A 19,953-nucleotide genomic window follows, 5' to 3' on the forward strand; every position below is an offset into this window, starting at 1 on the left:
AAGGGTTAGTTCTGGTAGATTCACATTCGTTTTAGTATAATAATAAAAAATACGATAAACAGCGTTCAGTCAAAGATGATGGATCAAAGGCGGTTACTGTCGGTTAACGACCTGCGGGTGCATTTTTCCGGGCGGAAGAGTGGTGGATTGGGAAAACCTCTTTTGATACCTGTGGTTAATGGAGTCTCATTTGAGGTGTTGCAGGGAGAGACGCTTGGCCTGGTGGGTGAGTCGGGCTGCGGAAAAACGACTCTCGGGCGGGCCCTTATCCGTCTTGGACCCTCAACAGTGACTGGAACGATTATGTTTGAAGGGAGGGAGATCTCTGCCATCAGCAATCATGAGTTCCGTGCGCTTCGCAAAGAGATCCAGATGATTTTTCAGGATCCTTTCGGCTCGCTGAATCCACGCATGACGGTTGGCCAGGTACTTGAGGAGGTACTGCTGGTTCACCGCATTGCCCGGGGGGATGCTGCCCGACGCAGGATTGAGGAGTTGCTCGATCTGGTCGGTCTGAGCAGGGAGTACCGCAACCGTTATCCGCATGAGTTTTCCGGAGGGCAACGGCAGCGCATCGGTATTGCACGTGCGCTGGCAGTCAATCCGAAATTTATCATCTGTGATGAGCCTGTCTCTGCTCTTGATGTATCGATTCAGTCGCAGATCATCAATCTGCTCAAGGATCTCCAGCGGGATCTGGGGTTGACCTATCTTTTCATTGCACATGACCTGTCGGTTGTTGAATACATTTCCGACAGGGTTGCGGTCATGTATCTCGGAAAAATTGTTGAGATTGCTGAATCTGCTGAACTCTATGCCAATCCAAAGCATCCCTATACAAGAGCGCTTCTGTCGGCAATTCCCAATCCTGAATTCGGAGGAAAAAAAGAGCGGATTTTGCTGAAAGGAGATTTGCCTGGGCCCATGAATATCCCTTCAGGATGCGGTTTTCATCCGCGATGTCCCTCCGCAACGGCTGAGTGCAGCCAAAAAGAGCCCAGGCTTCAGGAACTCACTTCTATTAATAATGGACATCAGGTAAGCTGTTTTCTCTATGAATGATATGAACACACCAACAAAGAGGCGCGGCTGTTTTCGTAATGGCTGTCTTGCACTTGTGCTTCTTCCTCTCCTCATTTTTGCGGGACTTTTCTGGGCTCATCGCAGCTCACAGGCTCTTCCCGACCGTTTTGTGCTGGTAGTACCTCTCAGTGGCGGGATCGATGAGGTACGCAATGAGAGCAGTTCGCTCCCATTTTTGCCTTCGCATGAGTCACTCTCTCTCCAGGAACTGCTCTTTGTACTCAATCATGCCGTTGCGGACGAGCGGGTCAGGGAGGTGCTTCTTGATATCCGGGGGATACACACCTCTCCCGCCAAGATCGCTGAACTACGGGATGCTGTTGAAAAAGTCCGCAAGGGGGGGAAAAAGGTCACTGCATTTCTTCGCTCAGCCGAGGATGCCGATTATCTCCTTGCGACCGCATGTAACTCCATTATTGCCGAACGCGGCGGTTTTCTTCTTCTCGATGGGCTGAAGGTGGAGTCGCTCTTTTATACCAGCCCGCTTGGAAAACTTGGAGTTCAGGTTCAGGCTGCGCAGTGGAAAAAGTACAAGAGCGGTATTGAGCCCTTTGTCAGAACCGGGGCGAGCAAGGAGTACCTCGAACAGATCAATGCGCTGCTTGATGAGTTCTATGATGATTACCTTGGTTACGTTTCAAAGCGGCGCGGCATGAGCCGAAGCTCTTTTGAGGCGCTCATCAACAATGATCCTCTGGTGTCGGCCAAAAAAGCCCAAACGCTCGGACTGGTTGATGGCATCGCCTCCTTCTGGGAGTTGCAGCGTCAGTTGACCAGAAAAGTGTCAGGAAAGGAGCTTGCCCGTGATAACGATGTTTTTGTCAGTGGAGCCCGCTACCGTTCTGCCGTTGCCTGGCCCCAAAAAGGGGAGAGTGATGAGCGCATTGCGGTGATCACCATGTCAGGCATGATCGTTCACTCGGCAGGGGAGATGGGTGAGGGTATCGATATTGAGATGCTGAAAAATTCGCTTGATGCAGCGCTGGAGGATAAAGCGGTTAAAGCTCTTGTTGTCCGCATTGACAGTCCCGGCGGTGATGCCCTTGCCTCTGCAGATATGCTGCAGATGCTCGACTCGGCTGCTGTGAAAAAACCTCTTGTGGTCTCCATGTCGGGTGTCGCCGCTTCGGGAGGCTATATGGCTGCCCTTGCAGGGAAAACCATTTTTGCCCAGCCACTGACCATTACCGGCTCCATTGGTGTCTATGCCCTTAAGCCCAACATCAGCGGCTTGGCCGAAAAAATCGGTCTGGGTCGGGATGTTGTAACCAGAGGGCAGTATGCCGATGCCAGCACGCCCTTCAAACCGCTTGAGGGGCAGGCCTACAACAAATTTGTTGGAGCATCGGGCGAAATCTATGATGATTTTGTCGGGAAGGTTGCCGCATCAAGAAAAATGAGCATTGCCGCTGTGGACTCGGTTGCCGGGGGAAGGGTCTGGACCGGAAGCCGTGCCATGAAGGCTGGTCTGGTTGACCGTATGGGAGGACTCTTTGATGCCATTCATGCAGCACAACAGCTCGCTAAAATGGATATGGGCAAAAAGCTCCAAATCATCCTCTATCCCGAACAGAAAAGCTGGTTTGAGTCCCTTCTGCAGGGCAGGAGTGCAAGCCTCTCCGACAGGTTTGCCGCAGCCGTCAAACAACAGGTGCTGCATGAACTCCTTCCACAGAGGCAGTTGACCTCCATGGCCACCTTTTACGAAATGCTGCTGACATCAGGCCAATTGCAGATGCTCGCCGTCATGCCATCCGACATCATCATCGATTGATCCCGACAATGGGCGGGAAGACCCCGCCCGGCCGGATCTAAAATTTATAGGTCAACGAGCTTTGGGCGCGGATTGCATCGCCTTCAGCCACTCCCTTGTATTCGGTTTTCCAATCAGAGAGCTGAAGCCCAAGTATCAAATTCGGCGTTATTTTATTGATGACATTGGCAAAGATGCTCTGATTCCGTGATCGGGCACCGAGAGCCAGATCGTTATCATTGGGATTGTCCACCCCTGCTCCAATGCTGAAAGAGGTTGATGGGCTGGAAGTGTACCTGAGTGCGGCCCATCCGCCACACGAACGGATCTCTTTAAGCGTACTGGTATTGACGCCCTGGCTTATTCCACCCCAGTAGTCGTCGAGGTTTGAACCGGTAAAATACTCTCCCGCCAGCGTCATTTTTTTGCTTAATGGCATGGAGAGTTCCAGGTTGCATGACCATGAGTCAACTGTTTTGTGACTGCCACTGTTATTGGCGTCCCACTCTTCCTCTCCGTAATGGCCCGAAAGGGCAATAGTTGCAGGCTGACTTTCCACCAGGAGCGGTAGGGAAAGAGCAATGCGTCCCTGAATGGTTGGCATCGTGGCATCCTTGCCTGTATCCGTTGCAATCACACCCGGTGTCGTGTTTTTGTCTCCGATCGTTCTCGATGCAGCCACAGCCAGTTCCATGCGGCTTTTTTCTCCGGTTGCAACTCCTTTGGTGAGACGCAACTGTGGGTGGCGGGAACCAATATTTCCTGCGCTCCACATCAGGGCAGGATCATCCACAAAAGGGATCAGTGAAGAGACAAGATCCCAGCTCTGGCCTGCAAGAATGCTGAAATCGGAGGCAGGCCAGTATGCCTTCATATAACCATGACGCAGGCGAGGGGCCTGGTTGTTTTCGCTTGAAAGGCCAGTGAGAAAATCAAACTCAATATTGCCGGTCAATTTTATGCTCTCCGTATCAGGGCCGCTGAGGTTCATGCCGATTCTTGTCGCACCCGCCGTAAGGTTCCATTCACGATCATTGCTGCTTCCGTACTGAGGCCAGGCCCACAGGGCGATATTGCCGGGATAGATTTGGCCACTATCAAACGAGCCATCCAAACGGGCAAAACCGTAGAGCTGCAGGTTGACACCCGAGCTGGTTGAGACGGTTGCCGGAGCTGGGGGGTCAGCTTTTTTTACGGGTGCTGATGGTGTTTCTGCAGTTCCTGCGGCAGCAGGCCTGGTTTGCAGCAGTGCTTTCAGTTCGGCAAGCTCCTTCTCAAGACGCGTGATGCGCACGTCAACACTTTCGGTGCTTTCAGCGGCAAAAGAGGGTGCAGCAGTGCAGAGTGAGCCTGCAAGCAGCAGGGTGTAACGGAATTTTCCCCTTGCATTCATGGATATTCTCCGAAGGATGGTTTGGTTAAGGGAGCTGACTGGAATTTGATACAACCACGAATATAGGCAGACGGGGGAGAATTTCTTTGCGGTTTGATTGTGTGTTGGCTGTGTTGCCTCACCGGGATCTCAGAAGCTCCAGAAATCGCGGTCGAGATTGCGGTACTGAATGCCCTGGATGAGATGTTTCATGGCAATATGCTGGCAGCCGTCCAGGTCGGCGATGGTGCGGCTCACTTTCAGGATACGGTCGTGAGCCCTTGCTGAAAGGTTCATGCGGTTCATTGCATCCATCAGCTTTTGCGAACTCTCCCGGTCGAGCTGGCACCAGGTTTTGATCTGCCGGGAGTTCATCTGGGCATTGGTAAAGATTTTCGGCGCTGTTGTGGTGGCAAACCTCTCTTGCTGTATCTTCCGGGCTGCGATGACCCTCTGGCGTATGGTCATTGAGCTTTCAGCGCTCGATGCCGCGAAAAGGTCACTGTTTTCAACTTTTGGTACGTCGATGTGTATATCAATGCGGTCAAGCAGCGGGCCGGATATTTTTGAAAGATAGCGCTGAATCTGCTGGGGCGGGGCAGTCAGATTGCCGTCCGGGTCTTTCAGGGCCCCTGCAGGGCTCGGGTTCATGGCGGCGATCAGCATGAAGCCTGCCGGATATCGGGTAGTAACAGAGATCCTTGATACCGTCACCTCCCGCTCTTCAAGCGGCTGGCGGAGCACTTCAAGGGCGTTGCGGCTGAATTCCGGCAGTTCGTCGAGAAAGAGGATGCCGTTGTGGGCAAGGCTCACCTCTCCCGGTTTGGCCGTTGAACCACCGCCGATCAGGGCGATATTGCTCGTTGTATGGTGCGGACTGCGGAAAGGGCGCGTCACCATGAGTGGCCGCTCTTTTTCAAGCAGACTGGCCACTGAATAGATTTTTGTTGTTTCGAGCGCCTCTTCAAAACCAAGGGGTGGCAGAATTCCCGGCAACCCTTTTGCCAGCATGGTTTTGCCGCTGCCGGGAGGTCCGATCATGATGACGTTGTGGCCCCCTGCGGCTGCAATTTCAAGCGCTTTTTTTGCCGCTCCCTGTCCCTTGATGTCAGCAAAATCAACCAGATATTCCTGCTCACCCTCAAAAAGCTCCGCGATATTGACCGTCACCGGAGTGAATACCCTCTTCCCATTTAAAAGGGCAACGGTCTCATTCAAGCTTTCAACGCCGTAGACCTCAATGGCCGACTTTGCAGCCGAGACCGCCACCGCAGCCTCCGCCGCGTTTTCCATTGGCACGATCAGCCGCTTTATTCCCTCCTTTCCTGCCATGATGGCCACAGGAAGAGCGCCGTTGATTCTCCTGAGCGAGCCATCAAGCGCCAGCTCACCCATAATGAGCGTCTCCTCAAACCGGTTACCAATCAGCTCAAGCGAACCAAGAAGACCGATGGCCACAGGAAGATCAAAAGCCGTTCCCACCTTTTTGATATCGGCAGGAGCCAGATTGACCGTGATCTTTTTTGGCGGAATGGTAAATCCCGAATTTCTGATTGCCGTCAGGATTCTCTCCCGGCTCTCCCTGACCGCATTATCCGGCAATCCCACAACCGTAAAGGAGGGAATGCCGCCTGCAACGTTGGCTTCAACCGTAACCTTGATGGCGTCAATGCCAATCAGCGCAGCCGCATTCAGTGTTGAAAGCATGGCGGAGTGGATGAGAGGATTTCAGTATTTATGCGTAAAATATGCAAATATTTGAAAGTTTCTCAATCAATGAGCTTGCTTCTTGTCTGCTGTGGAACCGGGTTGAAATTGTAAAATGCGGCAATACGTATATAGGGTGGTGTTTTTTTATCTCCTTTTATAGTAATATGTTATAATGTTATCGGCTGTCGCTGGAGTGTGTTCGTCAGAGCTCTTGAGCGTCAGGAATATCAGATAATGAGAAGCGGAGTGTGTACATTACAGGATGATAATTTGTGTTTATAACCACTGTGACACCGTCATGCTGAAGACGACGTTGATAGTAATCCCTGAATAATTATCTATGTCCAATACAAGAATTGACCAAATTACCTTTACAAGGTTTATCGCTGCAATTGCCGTGGTTGTTTTTCATTTTGGACTCAATACCACTCCCTTTAATAATGAACTGATCTCTTTTTTGTTCAAAGAGGCAAACGTTGGTGTGAGTTATTTTTTTCTTCTGTCAGGTTTTGTGATGGTTGTTGCTTACATCGACAAACCGGAACTTAATCTTTTTGGCTATTATAAAGCCCGATTCTTTCGAATTTATCCCGTATACTTCATAGCCCTTCTTTTAGTGTTTCTCTATTTCGTGGAGAAAAACCGGACAATAGATACTATCGGACTTGGCATGAACCTCCTGGTTATCCAGGCATGGTTTCCCGGCAAAGCATTGACGCTGAACTTTCCAGGCTGGTCATTGGCCGTCGAGTTCTTTTTTTATGCAATTTATCCCTTTTTGTTTAACGCTCTCTATAAAAAGAGGGATATCAAGTCACTTGCCCTGCCAATTCTCCTCTTCTGGATTATCAGCCAATATGCCCTCTACGCAATCGTTTCATCAAGTTTTTATCAGGGCTATCCATCAAAAAGTTATGAGTTTGCCTACTATTTTCCCTTTATGCATCTCAACCAGTTTTTAATAGGTAATCTTGCAGCTCTTTTTTTTCGTAAATACAAAAAAAAGTCAGGGAATTATGATATAGCCGTGATAGTGGTTTTTGTATTGATTGTTGCTGCTCTGAAATATCCTTTGGGATTGATTTATCATAATGGACTCCTTGCCTTGCTTTTTATACCGTTTATTCTCTTGCTTTCATTCAATCAGGGGGTGATTTCCTCACTCTTCAGAAAGAAGTTTTTTTGTTATCTGGGAGATATCAGCTACAGTATTTATATCTTGCAGGTGCCGGTTTATATGTGGATAGATGAGTTGTTCAAATATTTTCGAATCAATGATGCGCTCATGCAGTTTTATTTCTCTCTTGTCATGCTCATTCTCTTTTCGGCACTAACCTTTTCCTTCATCGATGTACCATTAAGAGAAAAAATCAAGAGGGGGAGCATAAAAAATAACCAGAGATAGTATTTTTCTGAGCAAGCCATCAAGCGCGAGCTTTCCCTGACGGCATTGTTCGTCAATTTCACAATCGTAAACGAGGGAATGCCGCTTGCAACGTTGGCTTCAACCGTAACCTTCATGTCGTTTCCCTGATAGCATGGGGGCTCTTTTTTTAAAACAGTAAGCCAATTCATCAGGCGTGAGGAAAGCTTTCGTTGAAGGCATTGTGGAATTATCCGGTTGGAAGAGGAACTCTGCAATTATTCTGCTGGCAACATTAAAGTAACAGGTCACATTGAAAACACATCATAAAATTGTTCATGGCGACAGCCGAGAGATGAACCTCCTGCCCGGCAGGTCAGTGCACCTCGTTGTCACCTCTCCACCCTACTGGCAGCTCAAGGACTACGGAACGGATAACCAGATCGGCTTTCACGAGAGTTACGAGAGCTACATTAACAACCTGAACCTTGTCTGGAACGAATGTGAGAGGGTGCTGCACCCCGGTTGCCGTCTCTGCATCAACATCGGCGACCAGTTTGCCCGCTCGGTCTACTATGGCCGCTACAAGGTCATTCCCATCCGGACGGAGATTATCAAGTTCTGCGAGACCATCGGCTTCGACTACATGGGCGCGGTGATCTGGCAGAAGGTCACCACAACCAACACCACCGGTGGCGCATCAATCATGGGGAGCTTTCCCTATCCACGGAACGGCATTCTCAAGATTGATTATGAGTTCATTCTCATCTTCAAAAAACAGGGCGATGCTCCAAAGCCCACCAAAGAGCAGAAAGAGCGTTCAGCCATGACCACCGAGGAGTGGAACACCTACTTCTCAGGCCACTGGAACTTTGCCGGAGCAAAACAGGAGGGTCACCTTGCCATGTTCCCCGAAGAGCTTCCGCACCGGCTCATCAAAATGTTCGCTTTCCGTGGTGATACGGTGCTTGATCCCTTCATGGGCAGCGGCACAACTTCACTTGCCGCAAAGAATCTTGAACGAAACTCGGTTGGGTACGAAATCAATCCGGAATTTATCGAGATTGCCCGGCAGAAGCTGAACACAAAGCAACCTGACTTTATGGGCACGGAATACGAGTTTCTGCATGATACCGTTAAGGGTGATTTTGCCGCAGCCATTGAGCAGTTGCCTTATCAGTTCAGAGATCCCCACAAGCTCGACAAGAAAACTGACCCCCGAAAGCTTACCTTTGGTTCCAGGATTGAGAAGGAGAGCCAGGCAGAGCGCGAAGAGTTCTTCACGGTCAAGGAGATACTCAGCCCCGAAAAAGTAAGGTTATCCAACGGTTTGACGATAAAATTGATCGGGATCAAAAGCGAACCCTTCTCGCACGATAAAGCGATTGGCTATCTGAACGAAAAAATCAAGGGAAAGCGTATCTTCCTGAAGTATGATAAATTGAAGTACGACAATGAAAACGTCCTGCTTTGCTACCTCTATCTGGAGAACAAGACCTTTGTCAATGCGCATCTGATCAAAAGCGGGTTGGTCGGGATTGACTGTAGCTATGAGTACAAGCAACAAGTGAAGTTTCTGAATATGGGTGAGCTTGTTCAGGGTTGAAGGGCGTGACAAGTTCAAAATGTTAGCGCTACTTGTTCATTCTATCAGTCCGATTGCCGAGCAGAGTCAGCATCTTGCACAACGGAGCGAGCATGGACGAAACCTCTGGCGTTTGTTGGCTTCGGTTCCGATGACCCGGATTTAGCCCGACGAACTGGAGTCAGAAGAAAAAATGCTTGAGCGCACTGTTTTTTTATTTATCTATTCTGAACGGTAAAATAATCCTGCTGGTTTTCGGCATTCCAAATGCTGTGAAATCGGCTATCAGTTTCATTCAGAGAGCAGATCACGAAGCGTGCACATCAATCATAATAAAGGCACAGAACTTCCAGTCGTCATAAGTGATGAGCAAGTGTATCATGATCGACTGGCAGGGAGATTAAACGATAAGCTGTCGCTTCGGGTTATTGATCTTTTTGCCGGTGCAGGTGGTTTGTCTGCCGGGTTTTCCCACTTCTTTGGCCATCACTTCACGCCAGTTTGGGCGAATGACTTTAACTCTTGTGCGGCAGAGAGCTATAATGCCAATTTTGGGCATCATTGCAGGGTTGGAGACATTGTTGATATTCTTGATAACCCCACAACAATCATCCCCAAAGCTGATGTCGTTATTGGAGGCCCTCCTTGCCAGGGATTCAGCCTTTTAAATAAAAACAAGGAGGGAGACGCACGGAAGCAGCTTTGGATACCGTTCATGGATGTTGTCAGGCTTTCCGGTGCTGACGTTTTCGTTATGGAGAATGTTCCCGAGCTGTTAAGTAGCCTGGAATGCAGGGAAATCTACGCTATGGCGAACGCAATGGGCTTTAAGCTGGTCAGTGCCAAACTCTGCGCAGCCGATTACGGTGTACCACAAATTCGGTGGCGTGCGTTTATTGTCGGGTGCAAATTTGCAGATCCCCAGGCAGTGTTCCCTCCCAAAAAGACACACTTTCCGCATAAGGGGTACCGGCAGAGATTTGTTGAAAGCTCAATTCCATACATCGCTGATGCTCAGCCATTTCGAACGGTTAAAGATGCCATAGGCGACCTGCCAGCGCCACAAGGCACAATTGTTCGTCCGGAAGCGCCACCATTAGACCTACATTTCGGTCGTACACCGACAGCAAAAAGTTTGGAACGATACCGCTCAATACCCGAAGAGGGGATGAACCGCGTTGATCTCAAGAGAATAGCACCAGAGCTGACGCCGGATTGCTGGATGCGGAAGAAGAGCGGAGGCACGGATCTTTTCGGGAGGTTATGGTGGAACAAGCCATCAGTAACCATTCGCACGGAGTTTTATAAGCCGGAAAAGGGGCGATACTTGCATCCCGTGCAGGACAGGCCGATTACACACCGGGAGGCTGCCCGCTTTCAGTCATTTCCGGATGAATTCAAATTTACTGGATCGAAAGTGGAAATCGCAAAGCAGATTGGTAACGCCGTTCCCTGCCAGCTTGCAGCCCGAGTAGCAGATTGTGTTTATGCCCTGCTTTTGTCAAAACAGGAAACAATTTCATCACACCACTCAAGAGAGCCCGTTTCAGGTGAAGCAGAAGGGCTCTACAAAAAAATAAAAGCTCAGGAAGCACGTTCGCCTCAAGGGCTTTTTGTGTAGAGTGAGCAGTTGGTTGAACGGATCAAAATCGGCAGCACTTTTTTCAGCGGGTATTACAGAACTTTTTATGGCAAAACGAAGAACGCTCAACGACCCTGAAAGTTTGCGTCAACAACTTGTCGCGTTGCTGATAAACTTTGAACATGAGTTGCGGGATGGCGACTTGCGCTCAAAAGTATTGGCGTTGTTGCCAGCTCACAATCAGTTGCGGGATATGGGCAGCTCTCTTATCCCGAAAGAGGATGCCTCAGCAGCACGAGATCGTATCCTGTATTATTTTTGCAACTATCCCCGTGTCGTTATAAAAGGGGAAGAGTTGATGATTGTTGCAGGGATAAGTGAGTGGGCAAGACGTCTGAGGGAGTTACGGGTTGAGTTTGGCTGGAAAATCATCAGTGGCGGTACGGCCAAAGAGATGGCCAAAGAAGGTGAATTCATCCTCCCCGGTATTGATGCCTCCAGGTTAGGGCCCGACGACTATATTCTTGCAGACGAGCATCAGGATCGTGACGATGCTTTTCGCTGGAACCTGGCCAACGAAATTCGGCGTAAGAATACAAGTGTTCGAGATCGCATCCTCGAATATTTGTTGCGCAATGTTGGCAAAGCAATAAACGCCGAAGAGTTACGTTATGTTGCTGGAAATAAGACTGAATGGGCGCGGCGTGTACGAGAATTGCGAACCGAGTTTGGGTGGCAGGTGATGACCAAAACCACTGGAATGCCAGATATCCCTGTCGGCTCTTACATTCTCGCCAGCGCCAGACAGGCTCCGGAACATGACAGGGTGATTCCTGATGCTATACGTCGTGAAGTGCTCCAGCGTGATGATTACAGGTGTCAGCAATGCGGATGGCATCAAGAGATGTGGAACCAGTCAGATCCCCGACATCTTGAAGCGCATCATATCAAACAGCATGTTGAGGGAGGAGAAAACACAAAAGAGAATCTTGTTACCCTGTGCAACATCTGTCATGACAAGGAACATACCAGATAATAACAGCTAAATTCATCTTCAGTTACCCGAGGCTTATCGTTTAATATCGTCAGTACTACATCTCCCATAGCTCGGCGTCATGCTGGCCATGGTATTAAGGAAACCAGACGAGTAATCAGATCTGCGACTTCTGGTGCTATGTTGTTGCGATTCAGTGTAGATGGCTTCATGTGCAAGTTCTCTGTATGATGGGTTGCTTTTTGAAGACAAAATAAACGGTATTACGGTATACACCAAGCCCCTAACATGGGCGACAAATCTTCAGCGTAGAGCAGATCTCTCCGATACTGATATTCATGTTCTTGCTCATTTTCTGGGCCATCTACACTTTCAGGTCATCCTTTGAAATTTTCGGTCTCACTGATTTTCTTCCTCTTGACCTTGCTGCCGTCTGGCCTGCCTGCCAGTTCCTGATGAGTGGGATCGGCTGTTCAATGTCGATTTTTTTATCAGGGTGGGGGAGCAATTTGTTGGGCTCCAGATCAAGCCGATCACGTTTGGAGGCGGAACGGTACAGCTTCCTGAAATTTTCAAGGAGAAATCCATACAGGAAAAAACGCACCGACAGTTTGCCGAGAAATTCGGTGGTAAGGTGTTCTACATTTACTCGTACAAAAGTGGGGAGAAAAAGGAGATATACAACAAGGATGTTGTTGATGAGATCAAGGCTGAAATCAAGAGGCTTGGTCAGTGTCAGTTGTTATAAATCAGTTATCCTCTATTCCTGCAGTTATTTCGCTTGCTGAACACGGTACAGGCGTCCCGCACTGTTATGATTAGTCTTTAAGCAATCTGTCAGTGAGCATTGTCATGAAATCCCGACGAGTCGATACGAACATGTGGACATAAACATCCCGCACTCCAATCTCATAGATGACTCTGGTTTGTCCAACCAGCCTTTCGCGAATTCCTTGCAACCCAAGTTTAACCGCTTCTTCTGGAACAAAACCAGCATAAGGGAACTCGCCGATATCTTTCAGAATCTCTTTGTACTGTTGATCTGAAGAGTCCCGTACAGCCTTGCCAAACTTGCGGTTAACGTATTTTCGAATTTCACGATAATCATCTTTCGCGCAATCAGGAATAAATACAGAGTGCGCCACTATCCCTCCTCCTTCTCCATATCAGCAAAAAAATCCTCAACACTTTGAAAATTCCCCTCGGAAATATCTTTTTTGCCAAGGTTGATAAGCTTCAGAAAAGCCATGGTTTCAATCTGTTCTTCGTAAGTACGGATGTCCATGACGACAATCTTCGCTTCCCCATTCTGCGTGACAATCAGCGGGCTCCGGTTTTCTTCAAAGTCCCTTACAATTTCGGCAGCATGTGACTTAAGGTATGATATCGGGCGTACCCTTTCTGATAGTTTCATTGTTTCTCCTGTTCATAAATATTGTGCCTCAAGACCGAATATAGGCTAAATTCAGATTCTCTCCTATCCGGATAGCAATGATACTCGAATGCAGCGCCTTCTGAAGGAAGCGCTTTGTTTTGTCCTATGTGATTTGTGGGAAGCAAAAGGCGAAGGTAAAGATCATCTACATACCTGCCATCGAAAGATGCATCAAGGAGCTGAAAAAAGGATAGCCTCCAGCTTGGTAGATTATTCTCTCTGCCAAGTTGGAGATCGGCACTCCCGGAAGCACCCAGGTTATCCCGTAGTTCTCAACCCTCCCGATATAGCGTTGATGGTCAGGAAAAGTTCGTGCAGGATGCTCTCCGCCTCTTCCGCTCGGTCACTCTCCTTGAGTTTGCGCCACTCTTTGAGGAGCTTGATCTGTTGCCGGTGCAGTATTTCCAGTCCTTCACGACGGGGGGCGATGAATTTGTTGACATTCATGCGCTGGATTTCAAGAGGCTCGGCGAAGAGCAGCTCGATGTATTTTTTTGTCCGGTGGTATTCGGCCTCAATCATGCCGAGGATGTGCTCCCGGATGGTGCTGTCGCCAACCAGTTCGGCGTACTGGTGCATGATCTGCAAGTCGGCTGATGCCATACTCGTGTCGGCATTGCTGATGATATAGCGGAGCGGCGGCCAGGCGTGGCTGCGAACGCGGATTTCATCGAAGGTATCCGGGTTTGTGGTGTGCAAATGCTCAAGTGCAGAGCCTACGCCATACCATCCCGAGAGGGAAAATCGGGCCTGGTTCCAACTGAAGACCCAGGGAATGGCCCGCAGGTCTTTGAGGCTTGTCTGGCCGCTTCGTCTGGAGGGGCGTGATCCTATTCTTGATGATTCAATAATATCAATAGGGGTTGCTTCACGGAAAAAGGCAAGAAAACCTTCAGCCTCGATCAGTTTTCGGTAGGCCTGGTTGCTTTTTTCGGAGAGCATATCCATGACCGCTTCGAGCGGGTGTGCTCTTTTTTCGTTTTTTCGCTGCCTGATCATGGCGCTGGCAACTCCGGCCATGAAGAGTTCGAGATTATAGACAGCGCTGATGCGGTTGGCATATTTCTGCGCAATGGTCTCACCCTGTTCGGTAAAGCAGATGCCGGCATGGAATGAGCCGTGGGGTTGCGCCTTGATAAAGCGGTGTGTCGGGCCTGCGCCCCGGCTGATGCTGCCGCCTCGACCATGAAAAAACAGAATATCGGTATTGCTTTTTTCGGCGGCTTCAAGCAGTGCTTCCTGGGCCCGGTAGAGCGCCCATGTGCTTGCAAAAATCCCTCCATCTTTGTTGCTGTCGCTGTATCCGATCATCACCTTTTGAACCGCTTTTGTTTTTCCGGCTTTTGTTTTCTGGTATTGAAGACTCCGTTGTGTCACAGGGTGATGAAGGAATTCCTGGAGTATCGCCGGGCTTTTTTGAAGATCTTCAATGGTTTCAAAGAGCGGGACAACGGGGAGGATGCAGGCATCTCCATCTCCGAATGGGGTCATCAGTCCAACTTCGCGGGCAAAGAGATAGATGACAAGCAGGTCAGAGGCATTTCGGGTCATGCTGACAATGAGGGAGCCGATTCCGTCGGTGCCGTACATTTTACAGTGGTTGAGCAAGACCTTGTAGCAGGCAAGCAGGGTTTCGGCTTCAGCACCGACGCTCATGTCGGGATGGGTAAAGGGACGGGGTGACTGGAGTTCCCGGTCAAGGAAGGCTCTTCTTGCTGGCTCATCCCATTCCAGAAAATCGTTGCCGTTCAGGCCCGAGGCTGTCATGAGCTGGGAGAGTGCAAGATCGTGAAAGTGGCTGTTCTGACGGATATCAAGTTTGCCAAGATGGAAGCCGAAGGTCTGCACAATCCGGTAGACCGGTACGACCTCCGTGTCGGCGATGTGCTGCGCTCCGACGTCGAGCAGTGACTGACGCAGCAGCGAAAGATCTTCAAGGAGCTCATCCGAACTGCCATATCGATCTGATTCAACGGCGATATGCAGGGCTCCCGATCTGTCAGCTTCAAGCGGAAGTGAGGCAATCATCAGGTTGAGGAACTGGCGCCATGGCTCGTGGCGGTTTCGCTGCATGGCCGCAATACTTTTATCACCCAGTTTTTGACAGAGCGTTTCGATGCGAAGGAGAAGCTCTTTGCCCGGTGGCTGGAGTCTTTCGCTGAAACTTAATTTTGATGCGAGTTGCCTGAGATGGCGCAGAACAAGTGCCAAAGCGTTCTGGCGCATATCGCCAAGGGTCTCTTCGGTCACTTCGGCAGTGACGAGCGGATGGCCATCACGGTCGCCTCCTACCCAACTGCCGAAGCTGAGGCGGGGGAGGTTGCGCGGATCAGAAAGGCTGGCTGTATGAAATCCGGTATCCCGCCATGCCTGCAGGAGGCGTTTGTCGAGCATCGGCAAGACTTCAGGAAAGATATTGTGGAGGTAGTGAATAACATTCCGTCTCTCATCCGATACCTCGGGCTTTTCGAAAAGGATCTCTCCGGTTCTCCAAAGCCGTTCTATGACCACCTTGATCTCATTGCGGATGTCGAGTTTTTCCAGTGGTGTCCACATCTGGTTTTCCCGCTGTACCAGAAGCAGGTAGAGCTGACGGTGCTGTTCAAGAACGGTTTTTCGTTTTGCTTCGGTTGGATGTGCGGTCAGAACGGCGTCGATGGAGACCTCCGGCAGCAGGTTACCGATCTCCTTTTCTGTGATTCCACGCTCTCTGAAGCGCAGCAGGGTTCTCCCCCAGAGCCCGGTGAGGTGCGCCAACCCCTGTTCAGCTTCGAGCATGCGTCGGTTCTGGGCCGCCGAGTTCTCTTCAGCCATATTGAGAAGTTGAAAAAAAATGGAAAACGCCTGAAGGGCGCGTTCACTGTTGGGATAGCGTTCAAGAGGGATACTCCTGTTTTCCGAGGGAAGGTGCTCTGCAAGTTCATCTTCTCCAAGGTCGCGCAGTACCTCCTGAAAACAGAGGAGGAGAAAAAGAAAGTCGCGTTCCGCTTTTTCGAAATCGATGACACTGCTGGTTGTGGTGATCATAAGACAACGATAATTCTTTTTGTGAAACAGCTTTCTTCAGTATTCGAAAAAATCACCTGAGTTACAAATGAGGTACCTGTTTTTTGAAGGGAGCATTTTTCCCGTCAGTGATCTGCTTTTTTGGTTACTCAGAAGATTACTGTTGCTGATCGCAAGCTTTTTACGCTTTCTGTTTGTCGTCTTTACTATTTATGCTTATCTTGACCTATAATTTTCTGGGTAAGCCACTAACACCTAACTCATTACCAGTTATGGACAACAAATCAAATGGTAAGCTTGTTGCTTTAGCCGCAGGCGGGGCTGTCTTAATGGGGGCTTTGTTTTTCGGGTTGTCATTTTTAACCGGGTATACGTTACCGGCAGCAAATCTTTCCGAGGCGCTGACTCCGTTAAGTTCCTTTGCAGGGTGGTTTTTGCTGATTTTCTGTTCCTCGCTTATCATCATGGGACTTGGCAAGATGTCGGCGAGAATCAGTTCAAAGTGGTTTTTAAGTTTTCCTCTCAGTATCATTGCCATTGTTGCGGTGATGTTTGCTTCGCTCTGGTTTCGTCCGTCAGGTATCCTGATGTCTACCACGGGCCGTACCGTTACGCTTGATGGCAAGTATATCCGTTCCGTTGATGAGTTGACAGCCTATCTCTCAAAGCCTGTCTTGTCGGCAAACGTTCCTGTTGCTCCTGCCGGTTTCGACTTCGATGCGGCAAAGGCTCTCTGGAATGATAAGTGTAATGCCTGTCACACGCAGGAGTCCACAATGGATGTCTTCAGAACCAAGTACAAGAAGACTGGTAAGATTGATATCATTGTCAAACGTATGCAGGCTTATCCGACATCGAAAATGACGGATGAGGATTCCAGAATCATTATGATGTATATGAACGAAAAGCTCTGAGAGCAACCGCGTTTCTTTTCTCTTTATAAAAAAGCCTCAGAGTGCTGCTCTGGGGCTTTTTTATGATGCGCCTTTTCAGAGTGTTTGACTGTAGTTGACGCTCACGGTTTCGGTTATTCCGCCTCTTGCTCTCCATTCGGTTATCACGCTGAGCGATCTTGGCTGAAGCAGGGTAACAAGATCGTCAAGGATCCTGTTGGTGATATTTTCGTAGAAAATGCCTGCGTTGCGGAACTCAAGAAAATAGTATTTCAGCGATTTCAGTTCAATGCAGCTTTTATCGGGCACGTAGCGGATGGTAATGGTTCCGAAATCAGGAAGTCCGGTTTTGGGGCAGACGGAGGTAAATTCCGCATTGACGATTTCAATGGTGTAGTCTCTGTCGGGGAAGCTGTTATCGAAGAGTTCAAGAAGATCTTTTTTCATTCGGTTATTGTTTTTTTTGGGATTTATTTTTCAGGTTGTGTTCGCTGCAAGCGCTCATTTCGCTGCAAAATAAAAATCCGGGGCGATTTTTCGGTAAGTTGAAGTTTGCTTTTTTGTTTTTTCTCGAAGTAAATAGCATTGCAATTATGGGAATATCCAGAGATGGCGAGGGTTTGGAACTGCAACGGCTCTACGATACGTTGGCAGCGGAGTATGATCTTGCTGAAACCAGCTATATCTTTGGTGAGCAGCCATTCCGTTTTCTGAGTGTTCTCGACAGTTATGCACTTCTTGACCGGATTTCACCTGAAGAGTTTGTCAAGGATGAGCAGATGCCTTATTGGGCGGAAATATGGCCATCAGCAATAACACTCTCCTCATTTATTGCCGATGAGCTTCCGCTTGAAGGATTGCGCGTGATTGAAATCGGAGCCGGTGTCGGTATGGCTTCGGTTGTTGCAGCCTGGAAAGGCGCCAGTGTTCTGGCTACAGACTACTCGCTTGAAGCGCTTCGGTTTGTCCGTTATAATGCCTTGAAAAACAGGGTGAAGCTTGAAAGTGAGAGGCTCGACTGGAGGCTTGTGCAGTGCAGTGAGCGCTTTGATCTTCTTTTTGCTGCCGACGTGCTTTATGAGCGGGTGAACCTGCTTCCCATTGTCACGGCGATTGATAAACTGCTTAAACCCGATGGCGTTGCTTATCTTGCCGATCCGCGAAGAAGGCTCGCTGAGCAGTTTCTTGAGCTGGCTGCTGAAAATAATTTCCTGATAACCCCATTTCAGAGGAAGTACAGTGGAGGCTCAAAAACAGTTGCGGTGAATATTTATAAAATGCAACGGCAATCAACCGATAGATGATACACATGGAGGAGAAGTTTTCTGTTTGCTGGCGCTATCATGCTGGCCAGGGAGCGCTTGTCTGGCAACTTATGTTTACTCCGGCAGGTGACCTTGTCGGGCAAAAGCGCTTTTCCGGCAGTCGGCAGGCGCTCTTTTTCTGTATTGATACGCTGAGCGGGATGGTTATCCGCGATGACTATCTCTTTTTTGAGCATCACCACTCCTCTTCTGCTATAGAAGGGGGGCTTACACTCCTCGAAACAACGATCGGGAATCTTGTTTACTGCTCTGCCGGTCAACTGAACAGTCCGGAGCATCAGGGTATATGGGCCATTGATTTCAGGAGTGGGATGGTGGTGTGGTCGCGTCCTGATCTTGTTTTTGTCGCCAATCTTGAAGATGAGTTTCTTGTCTATCACGCTTCAGTGTTTGCGGGCTTTCCCGAGCGTCATTTTAGGCTCATTGACCCGTTTACCGGTGTCGATATCCGTCTGCCTGGAGCTGATGGCCTTGAGGTTAATGCCCTCAGGGGAAAGGCTGTGCAGGAAGAGGTGCGTCAGCAGGTCACCTTGCCGGAGTTTGTGATGGATGGTATGACGGCAGAGCGTAACGCATTGCAGAGAGCTGGTATCGCCGAAACAACCCGTTGCGAATGTATTGTTCAAGGTGCGTTGACTGTTGCCGCGTTGCATGAACCGGCCAGGTTGCCTGCTTTATGGAACTCTTCTCTGCGGGTCTGGAAAAATGATGCTCTTGTCTATGCCGACACACTGGAAGAGGGTGTCGAAAAACCAGGCTTGAACAACTTTTTGATCAGGAGTGATAAATTGTACTATCTCAAGGGAAGAGAGGAATTGCTTTGTGTAGCTCTCTCATGAAGGACTCATCATTCACCCCCTCATCCACCCTGTTTCGGGGATCAACGCTACCGGTCGCTGACTTTCTTGAAAAGCTGAGCACGCTAAAAAATTTGTCGCCCAACACGGTTATTGCCTACAGAACCGATCTGTTCCAGTTTTTTTCCTTTCTTGCACAGCATCTTGGGCTTGCCGATTTGAGCCTTTTTGATCCGGAGCAGGTAACGACGGTTGAGGTGCGGCTTTTTATGGCGGCATTGATTGAACGTGGCGTTCGGCAGCGATCCATTGCAAGAAAACTTGCTTCAGTTAAAAGCTTTTATCGCTATCTGCAGGAGAGTGGACATATCAGGAACTCTCTTTTTTCTGCTCTTGCCACGCCTCAGTATCCGAAGCGTGTTCCCGGTTTTTTAACAGAGCAGCAGACAGAAAAGTTTTTTAACGAGCTTCTTCCGCAGAGTGCGCAAGGATTTCGCAAGCCTGAAAAAAATGAACTTGATGAATCTTTTATTTGCGAACGTGATCGCAGTATTCTTGAGTTGCTCTATTCGAGTGGGCTCCGAATTTCGGAATTGATTGGATTAAAGGTTGGAGAGCTTGATCTTGAGAGAGGATATGTCAAATTGACCGGAAAGGGGAGGAAGCAGAGAATTGTCCCTGTTGGGCAGCAGGCTGTTGATGCGCTTAAAAAATATTTTGAAGTCCGGAGAAACTTCTTTAGAATGAAGAGGACGGGGGATGCGGGCGAGTTGCTCCACGTCTTTGTAACCAAGAGTGGCAAAAAGCTTTATCCTATGCTTGTGCAGAGATTGACCAGGAAGTACCTCACGTCGGTTACTGACCAGAAAAAGAAAAATCCACATCTCTTGCGTCACACGTTTGCCACTCATTTGCTCAATAGCGGGGCAGATCTCAATAGTGTCAGTGACATGCTTGGACACAGCAATCTGTCAACAACTGAAATCTACACGCATGTTACCTTTGAGCGCCTGAAGGAGGTTTACCGGAAGGCGCATCCCAACGCATAAACTTGG

The 19,953-nt window shown here is 49.1% G+C and carries 17 protein-coding genes; 11 read left to right on the forward strand and 6 right to left on the reverse strand.

Translation table 11 applies throughout. The features are described from left to right. Window positions 1-75: 75 nt before the first annotated feature. Both AC56AD_RS03300 and sppA read left to right on the forward strand, forming a co-directional pair. Window positions 76-1,062: an ABC transporter ATP-binding protein gene (locus AC56AD_RS03300; RefSeq protein WP_012507463.1), complete on the forward strand. Its 987-nt coding sequence runs from the start codon at window positions 76-78 to the stop codon at window positions 1,060-1,062. Further along, a complete protein-coding gene (sppA, locus tag AC56AD_RS03305) occupies window positions 1,055-2,857 on the forward strand; it encodes a signal peptide peptidase SppA (protein WP_041526409.1) in 1,803 nt (600 codons plus the stop codon). The genes AC56AD_RS03300 and sppA overlap by 8 nt, the downstream gene beginning before the upstream one ends. Before the next feature lie 37 nt (window positions 2,858-2,894). On the opposite strand, the gene AC56AD_RS03310 is transcribed toward sppA, so the two are convergent. Continuing rightward, window positions 2,895-4,229, reverse strand: coding sequence for a DcaP family trimeric outer membrane transporter (locus AC56AD_RS03310; protein WP_012507465.1), 1,335 nt, complete (start codon window positions 4,227-4,229; stop codon window positions 2,895-2,897). 129 nt (window positions 4,230-4,358) lie between these two features. Then, window positions 4,359-5,915, reverse strand: a complete 1,557-nt coding sequence (locus AC56AD_RS03315) for a YifB family Mg chelatase-like AAA ATPase (RefSeq protein WP_012507466.1) — start codon at window positions 5,913-5,915, stop codon at window positions 4,359-4,361. 343 nt (window positions 5,916-6,258) lie between these two features. Between AC56AD_RS03315 and AC56AD_RS03320 the strand changes: the two genes are divergently transcribed. The 5 genes from AC56AD_RS03320 to AC56AD_RS03340 all read left to right on the forward strand — a co-directional run bounded on the left by AC56AD_RS03320 (window position 6,259) and on the right by AC56AD_RS03340 (window position 12,190). After that, window positions 6,259-7,323 (forward strand): acyltransferase family protein, encoded by a 1,065-nt coding sequence (locus AC56AD_RS03320; RefSeq protein WP_012507467.1) that lies wholly within the window; start codon window positions 6,259-6,261, stop codon window positions 7,321-7,323. A 271-nt stretch (window positions 7,324-7,594) separates the two neighbouring features. After that, window positions 7,595-8,887 carry a DNA-methyltransferase gene (locus AC56AD_RS03325; RefSeq protein WP_041526410.1) on the forward strand — a complete coding sequence of 431 codons (1,293 nt, stop codon included), beginning with the start codon at window positions 7,595-7,597 and terminating at the stop codon, window positions 8,885-8,887. 295 nt (window positions 8,888-9,182) lie between these two features. Continuing rightward, window positions 9,183-10,487 carry a DNA cytosine methyltransferase gene (locus tag AC56AD_RS03330; RefSeq protein ID WP_012507469.1) on the forward strand — a complete coding sequence of 435 codons (1,305 nt, stop codon included), beginning with the start codon at window positions 9,183-9,185 and terminating at the stop codon, window positions 10,485-10,487. Between the two features lie 67 nt (window positions 10,488-10,554). Next, on the forward strand, window positions 10,555-11,484 hold the full coding sequence (locus tag AC56AD_RS03335; RefSeq protein ID WP_012507470.1) for an HNH endonuclease: 930 nt from the start codon (window positions 10,555-10,557) through the stop codon (window positions 11,482-11,484). A gap of 454 nt (window positions 11,485-11,938) precedes the next feature. Beyond that, window positions 11,939-12,190: a hypothetical protein gene (locus AC56AD_RS03340; protein ID WP_397233534.1), complete on the forward strand. Its 252-nt coding sequence runs from the start codon at window positions 11,939-11,941 to the stop codon at window positions 12,188-12,190. A 70-nt stretch (window positions 12,191-12,260) separates the two neighbouring features. On the opposite strand, the gene AC56AD_RS03345 is transcribed toward AC56AD_RS03340, so the two are convergent. The 3 genes from AC56AD_RS03345 to AC56AD_RS03355 all read right to left on the reverse strand — a co-directional run bounded on the left by AC56AD_RS03345 (window position 12,261) and on the right by AC56AD_RS03355 (window position 15,904). After that, on the reverse strand, window positions 12,261-12,587 hold the full coding sequence (locus AC56AD_RS03345; RefSeq protein WP_012507471.1) for a type II toxin-antitoxin system RelE/ParE family toxin: 327 nt from the start codon (window positions 12,585-12,587) through the stop codon (window positions 12,261-12,263). Next, on the reverse strand, window positions 12,587-12,856 hold the full coding sequence (locus AC56AD_RS03350; protein WP_012507472.1) for a type II toxin-antitoxin system Phd/YefM family antitoxin: 270 nt from the start codon (window positions 12,854-12,856) through the stop codon (window positions 12,587-12,589). The genes AC56AD_RS03345 and AC56AD_RS03350 overlap by 1 nt, the downstream gene beginning before the upstream one ends. A gap of 279 nt (window positions 12,857-13,135) precedes the next feature. After that, on the reverse strand, window positions 13,136-15,904 hold the full coding sequence (locus AC56AD_RS03355) for a phosphoenolpyruvate carboxylase (protein WP_012507473.1): 2,769 nt from the start codon (window positions 15,902-15,904) through the stop codon (window positions 13,136-13,138). Window positions 15,905-16,155: 251 nt separating this feature from the next. Between AC56AD_RS03355 and AC56AD_RS03360 the strand changes: the two genes are divergently transcribed. Beyond that, window positions 16,156-16,797, forward strand: a complete 642-nt coding sequence (locus AC56AD_RS03360; protein ID WP_012507474.1) for a photosystem P840 reaction-center cytochrome c-551 — start codon at window positions 16,156-16,158, stop codon at window positions 16,795-16,797. Between the two features lie 75 nt (window positions 16,798-16,872). Here the strand turns inward: AC56AD_RS03360 and queF are convergent, their stop codons facing one another. Beyond that, the gene (queF, locus tag AC56AD_RS03365) at window positions 16,873-17,223 is read right to left on the reverse strand and encodes a preQ(1) synthase (protein ID WP_012507475.1); all 351 of its coding nucleotides are present in this window, start codon (window positions 17,221-17,223) and stop codon (window positions 16,873-16,875) included. Between the two features lie 146 nt (window positions 17,224-17,369). On the opposite strand from queF, the gene AC56AD_RS03370 reads away from it, so the two are divergent. The 3 genes from AC56AD_RS03370 to AC56AD_RS03380 are packed head-to-tail and all read left to right on the forward strand — an operon-like array spanning window position 17,370 to window position 19,947. Beyond that, window positions 17,370-18,080: a class I SAM-dependent methyltransferase gene (locus tag AC56AD_RS03370; RefSeq protein WP_012507476.1), complete on the forward strand. Its 711-nt coding sequence runs from the start codon at window positions 17,370-17,372 to the stop codon at window positions 18,078-18,080. Then, window positions 18,077-18,940, forward strand: a complete 864-nt coding sequence (locus AC56AD_RS03375) for a hypothetical protein (protein WP_012507477.1) — start codon at window positions 18,077-18,079, stop codon at window positions 18,938-18,940. Before AC56AD_RS03370 ends, AC56AD_RS03375 begins: the two co-directional genes overlap by 4 nt. Beyond that, window positions 18,937-19,947 (forward strand): tyrosine-type recombinase/integrase, encoded by a 1,011-nt coding sequence (locus AC56AD_RS03380; RefSeq protein ID WP_012507478.1) that lies wholly within the window; start codon window positions 18,937-18,939, stop codon window positions 19,945-19,947. Before AC56AD_RS03375 ends, AC56AD_RS03380 begins: the two co-directional genes overlap by 4 nt. Window positions 19,948-19,953 lie beyond the last annotated feature (6 nt).

The organism is Pelodictyon clathratiforme (assembly GCF_982375515.1).

Excerpts from the sequence above, each read along its gene's own strand:
- AC56AD_RS03300 (WP_012507463.1), top strand. The coding sequence starts at position 76 with ATGATGGATCAAAGGCGGTTACTGTCGGTTAACGACCTGCGGGTGCAT.
- sppA (WP_041526409.1), top strand. The coding sequence starts at position 1,055 with ATGAATGATATGAACACACCAACAAAGAGGCGCGGCTGTTTTCGTAAT.
- AC56AD_RS03310 (WP_012507465.1), bottom strand. The coding sequence starts at position 4,229 with ATGAATGCAAGGGGAAAATTCCGTTACACCCTGCTGCTTGCAGGCTCA.
- AC56AD_RS03315 (WP_012507466.1), bottom strand. The coding sequence starts at position 5,915 with ATGCTTTCAACACTGAATGCGGCTGCGCTGATTGGCATTGACGCCATC.
- AC56AD_RS03320 (WP_012507467.1), top strand. The coding sequence starts at position 6,259 with ATGTCCAATACAAGAATTGACCAAATTACCTTTACAAGGTTTATCGCT.
- AC56AD_RS03335 (WP_012507470.1), top strand. The coding sequence starts at position 10,555 with ATGGCAAAACGAAGAACGCTCAACGACCCTGAAAGTTTGCGTCAACAA.
- AC56AD_RS03350 (WP_012507472.1), bottom strand. The coding sequence starts at position 12,856 with ATGAAACTATCAGAAAGGGTACGCCCGATATCATACCTTAAGTCACAT.
- AC56AD_RS03355 (WP_012507473.1), bottom strand. The coding sequence starts at position 15,904 with ATGATCACCACAACCAGCAGTGTCATCGATTTCGAAAAAGCGGAACGC.
- AC56AD_RS03360 (WP_012507474.1), top strand. The coding sequence starts at position 16,156 with ATGGACAACAAATCAAATGGTAAGCTTGTTGCTTTAGCCGCAGGCGGG.
- queF (WP_012507475.1), bottom strand. The coding sequence starts at position 17,223 with ATGAAAAAAGATCTTCTTGAACTCTTCGATAACAGCTTCCCCGACAGA.
- AC56AD_RS03370 (WP_012507476.1), top strand. The coding sequence starts at position 17,370 with ATGGGAATATCCAGAGATGGCGAGGGTTTGGAACTGCAACGGCTCTAC.
- AC56AD_RS03375 (WP_012507477.1), top strand. The coding sequence starts at position 18,077 with ATGATACACATGGAGGAGAAGTTTTCTGTTTGCTGGCGCTATCATGCT.
- AC56AD_RS03380 (WP_012507478.1), top strand. The coding sequence starts at position 18,937 with ATGAAGGACTCATCATTCACCCCCTCATCCACCCTGTTTCGGGGATCA.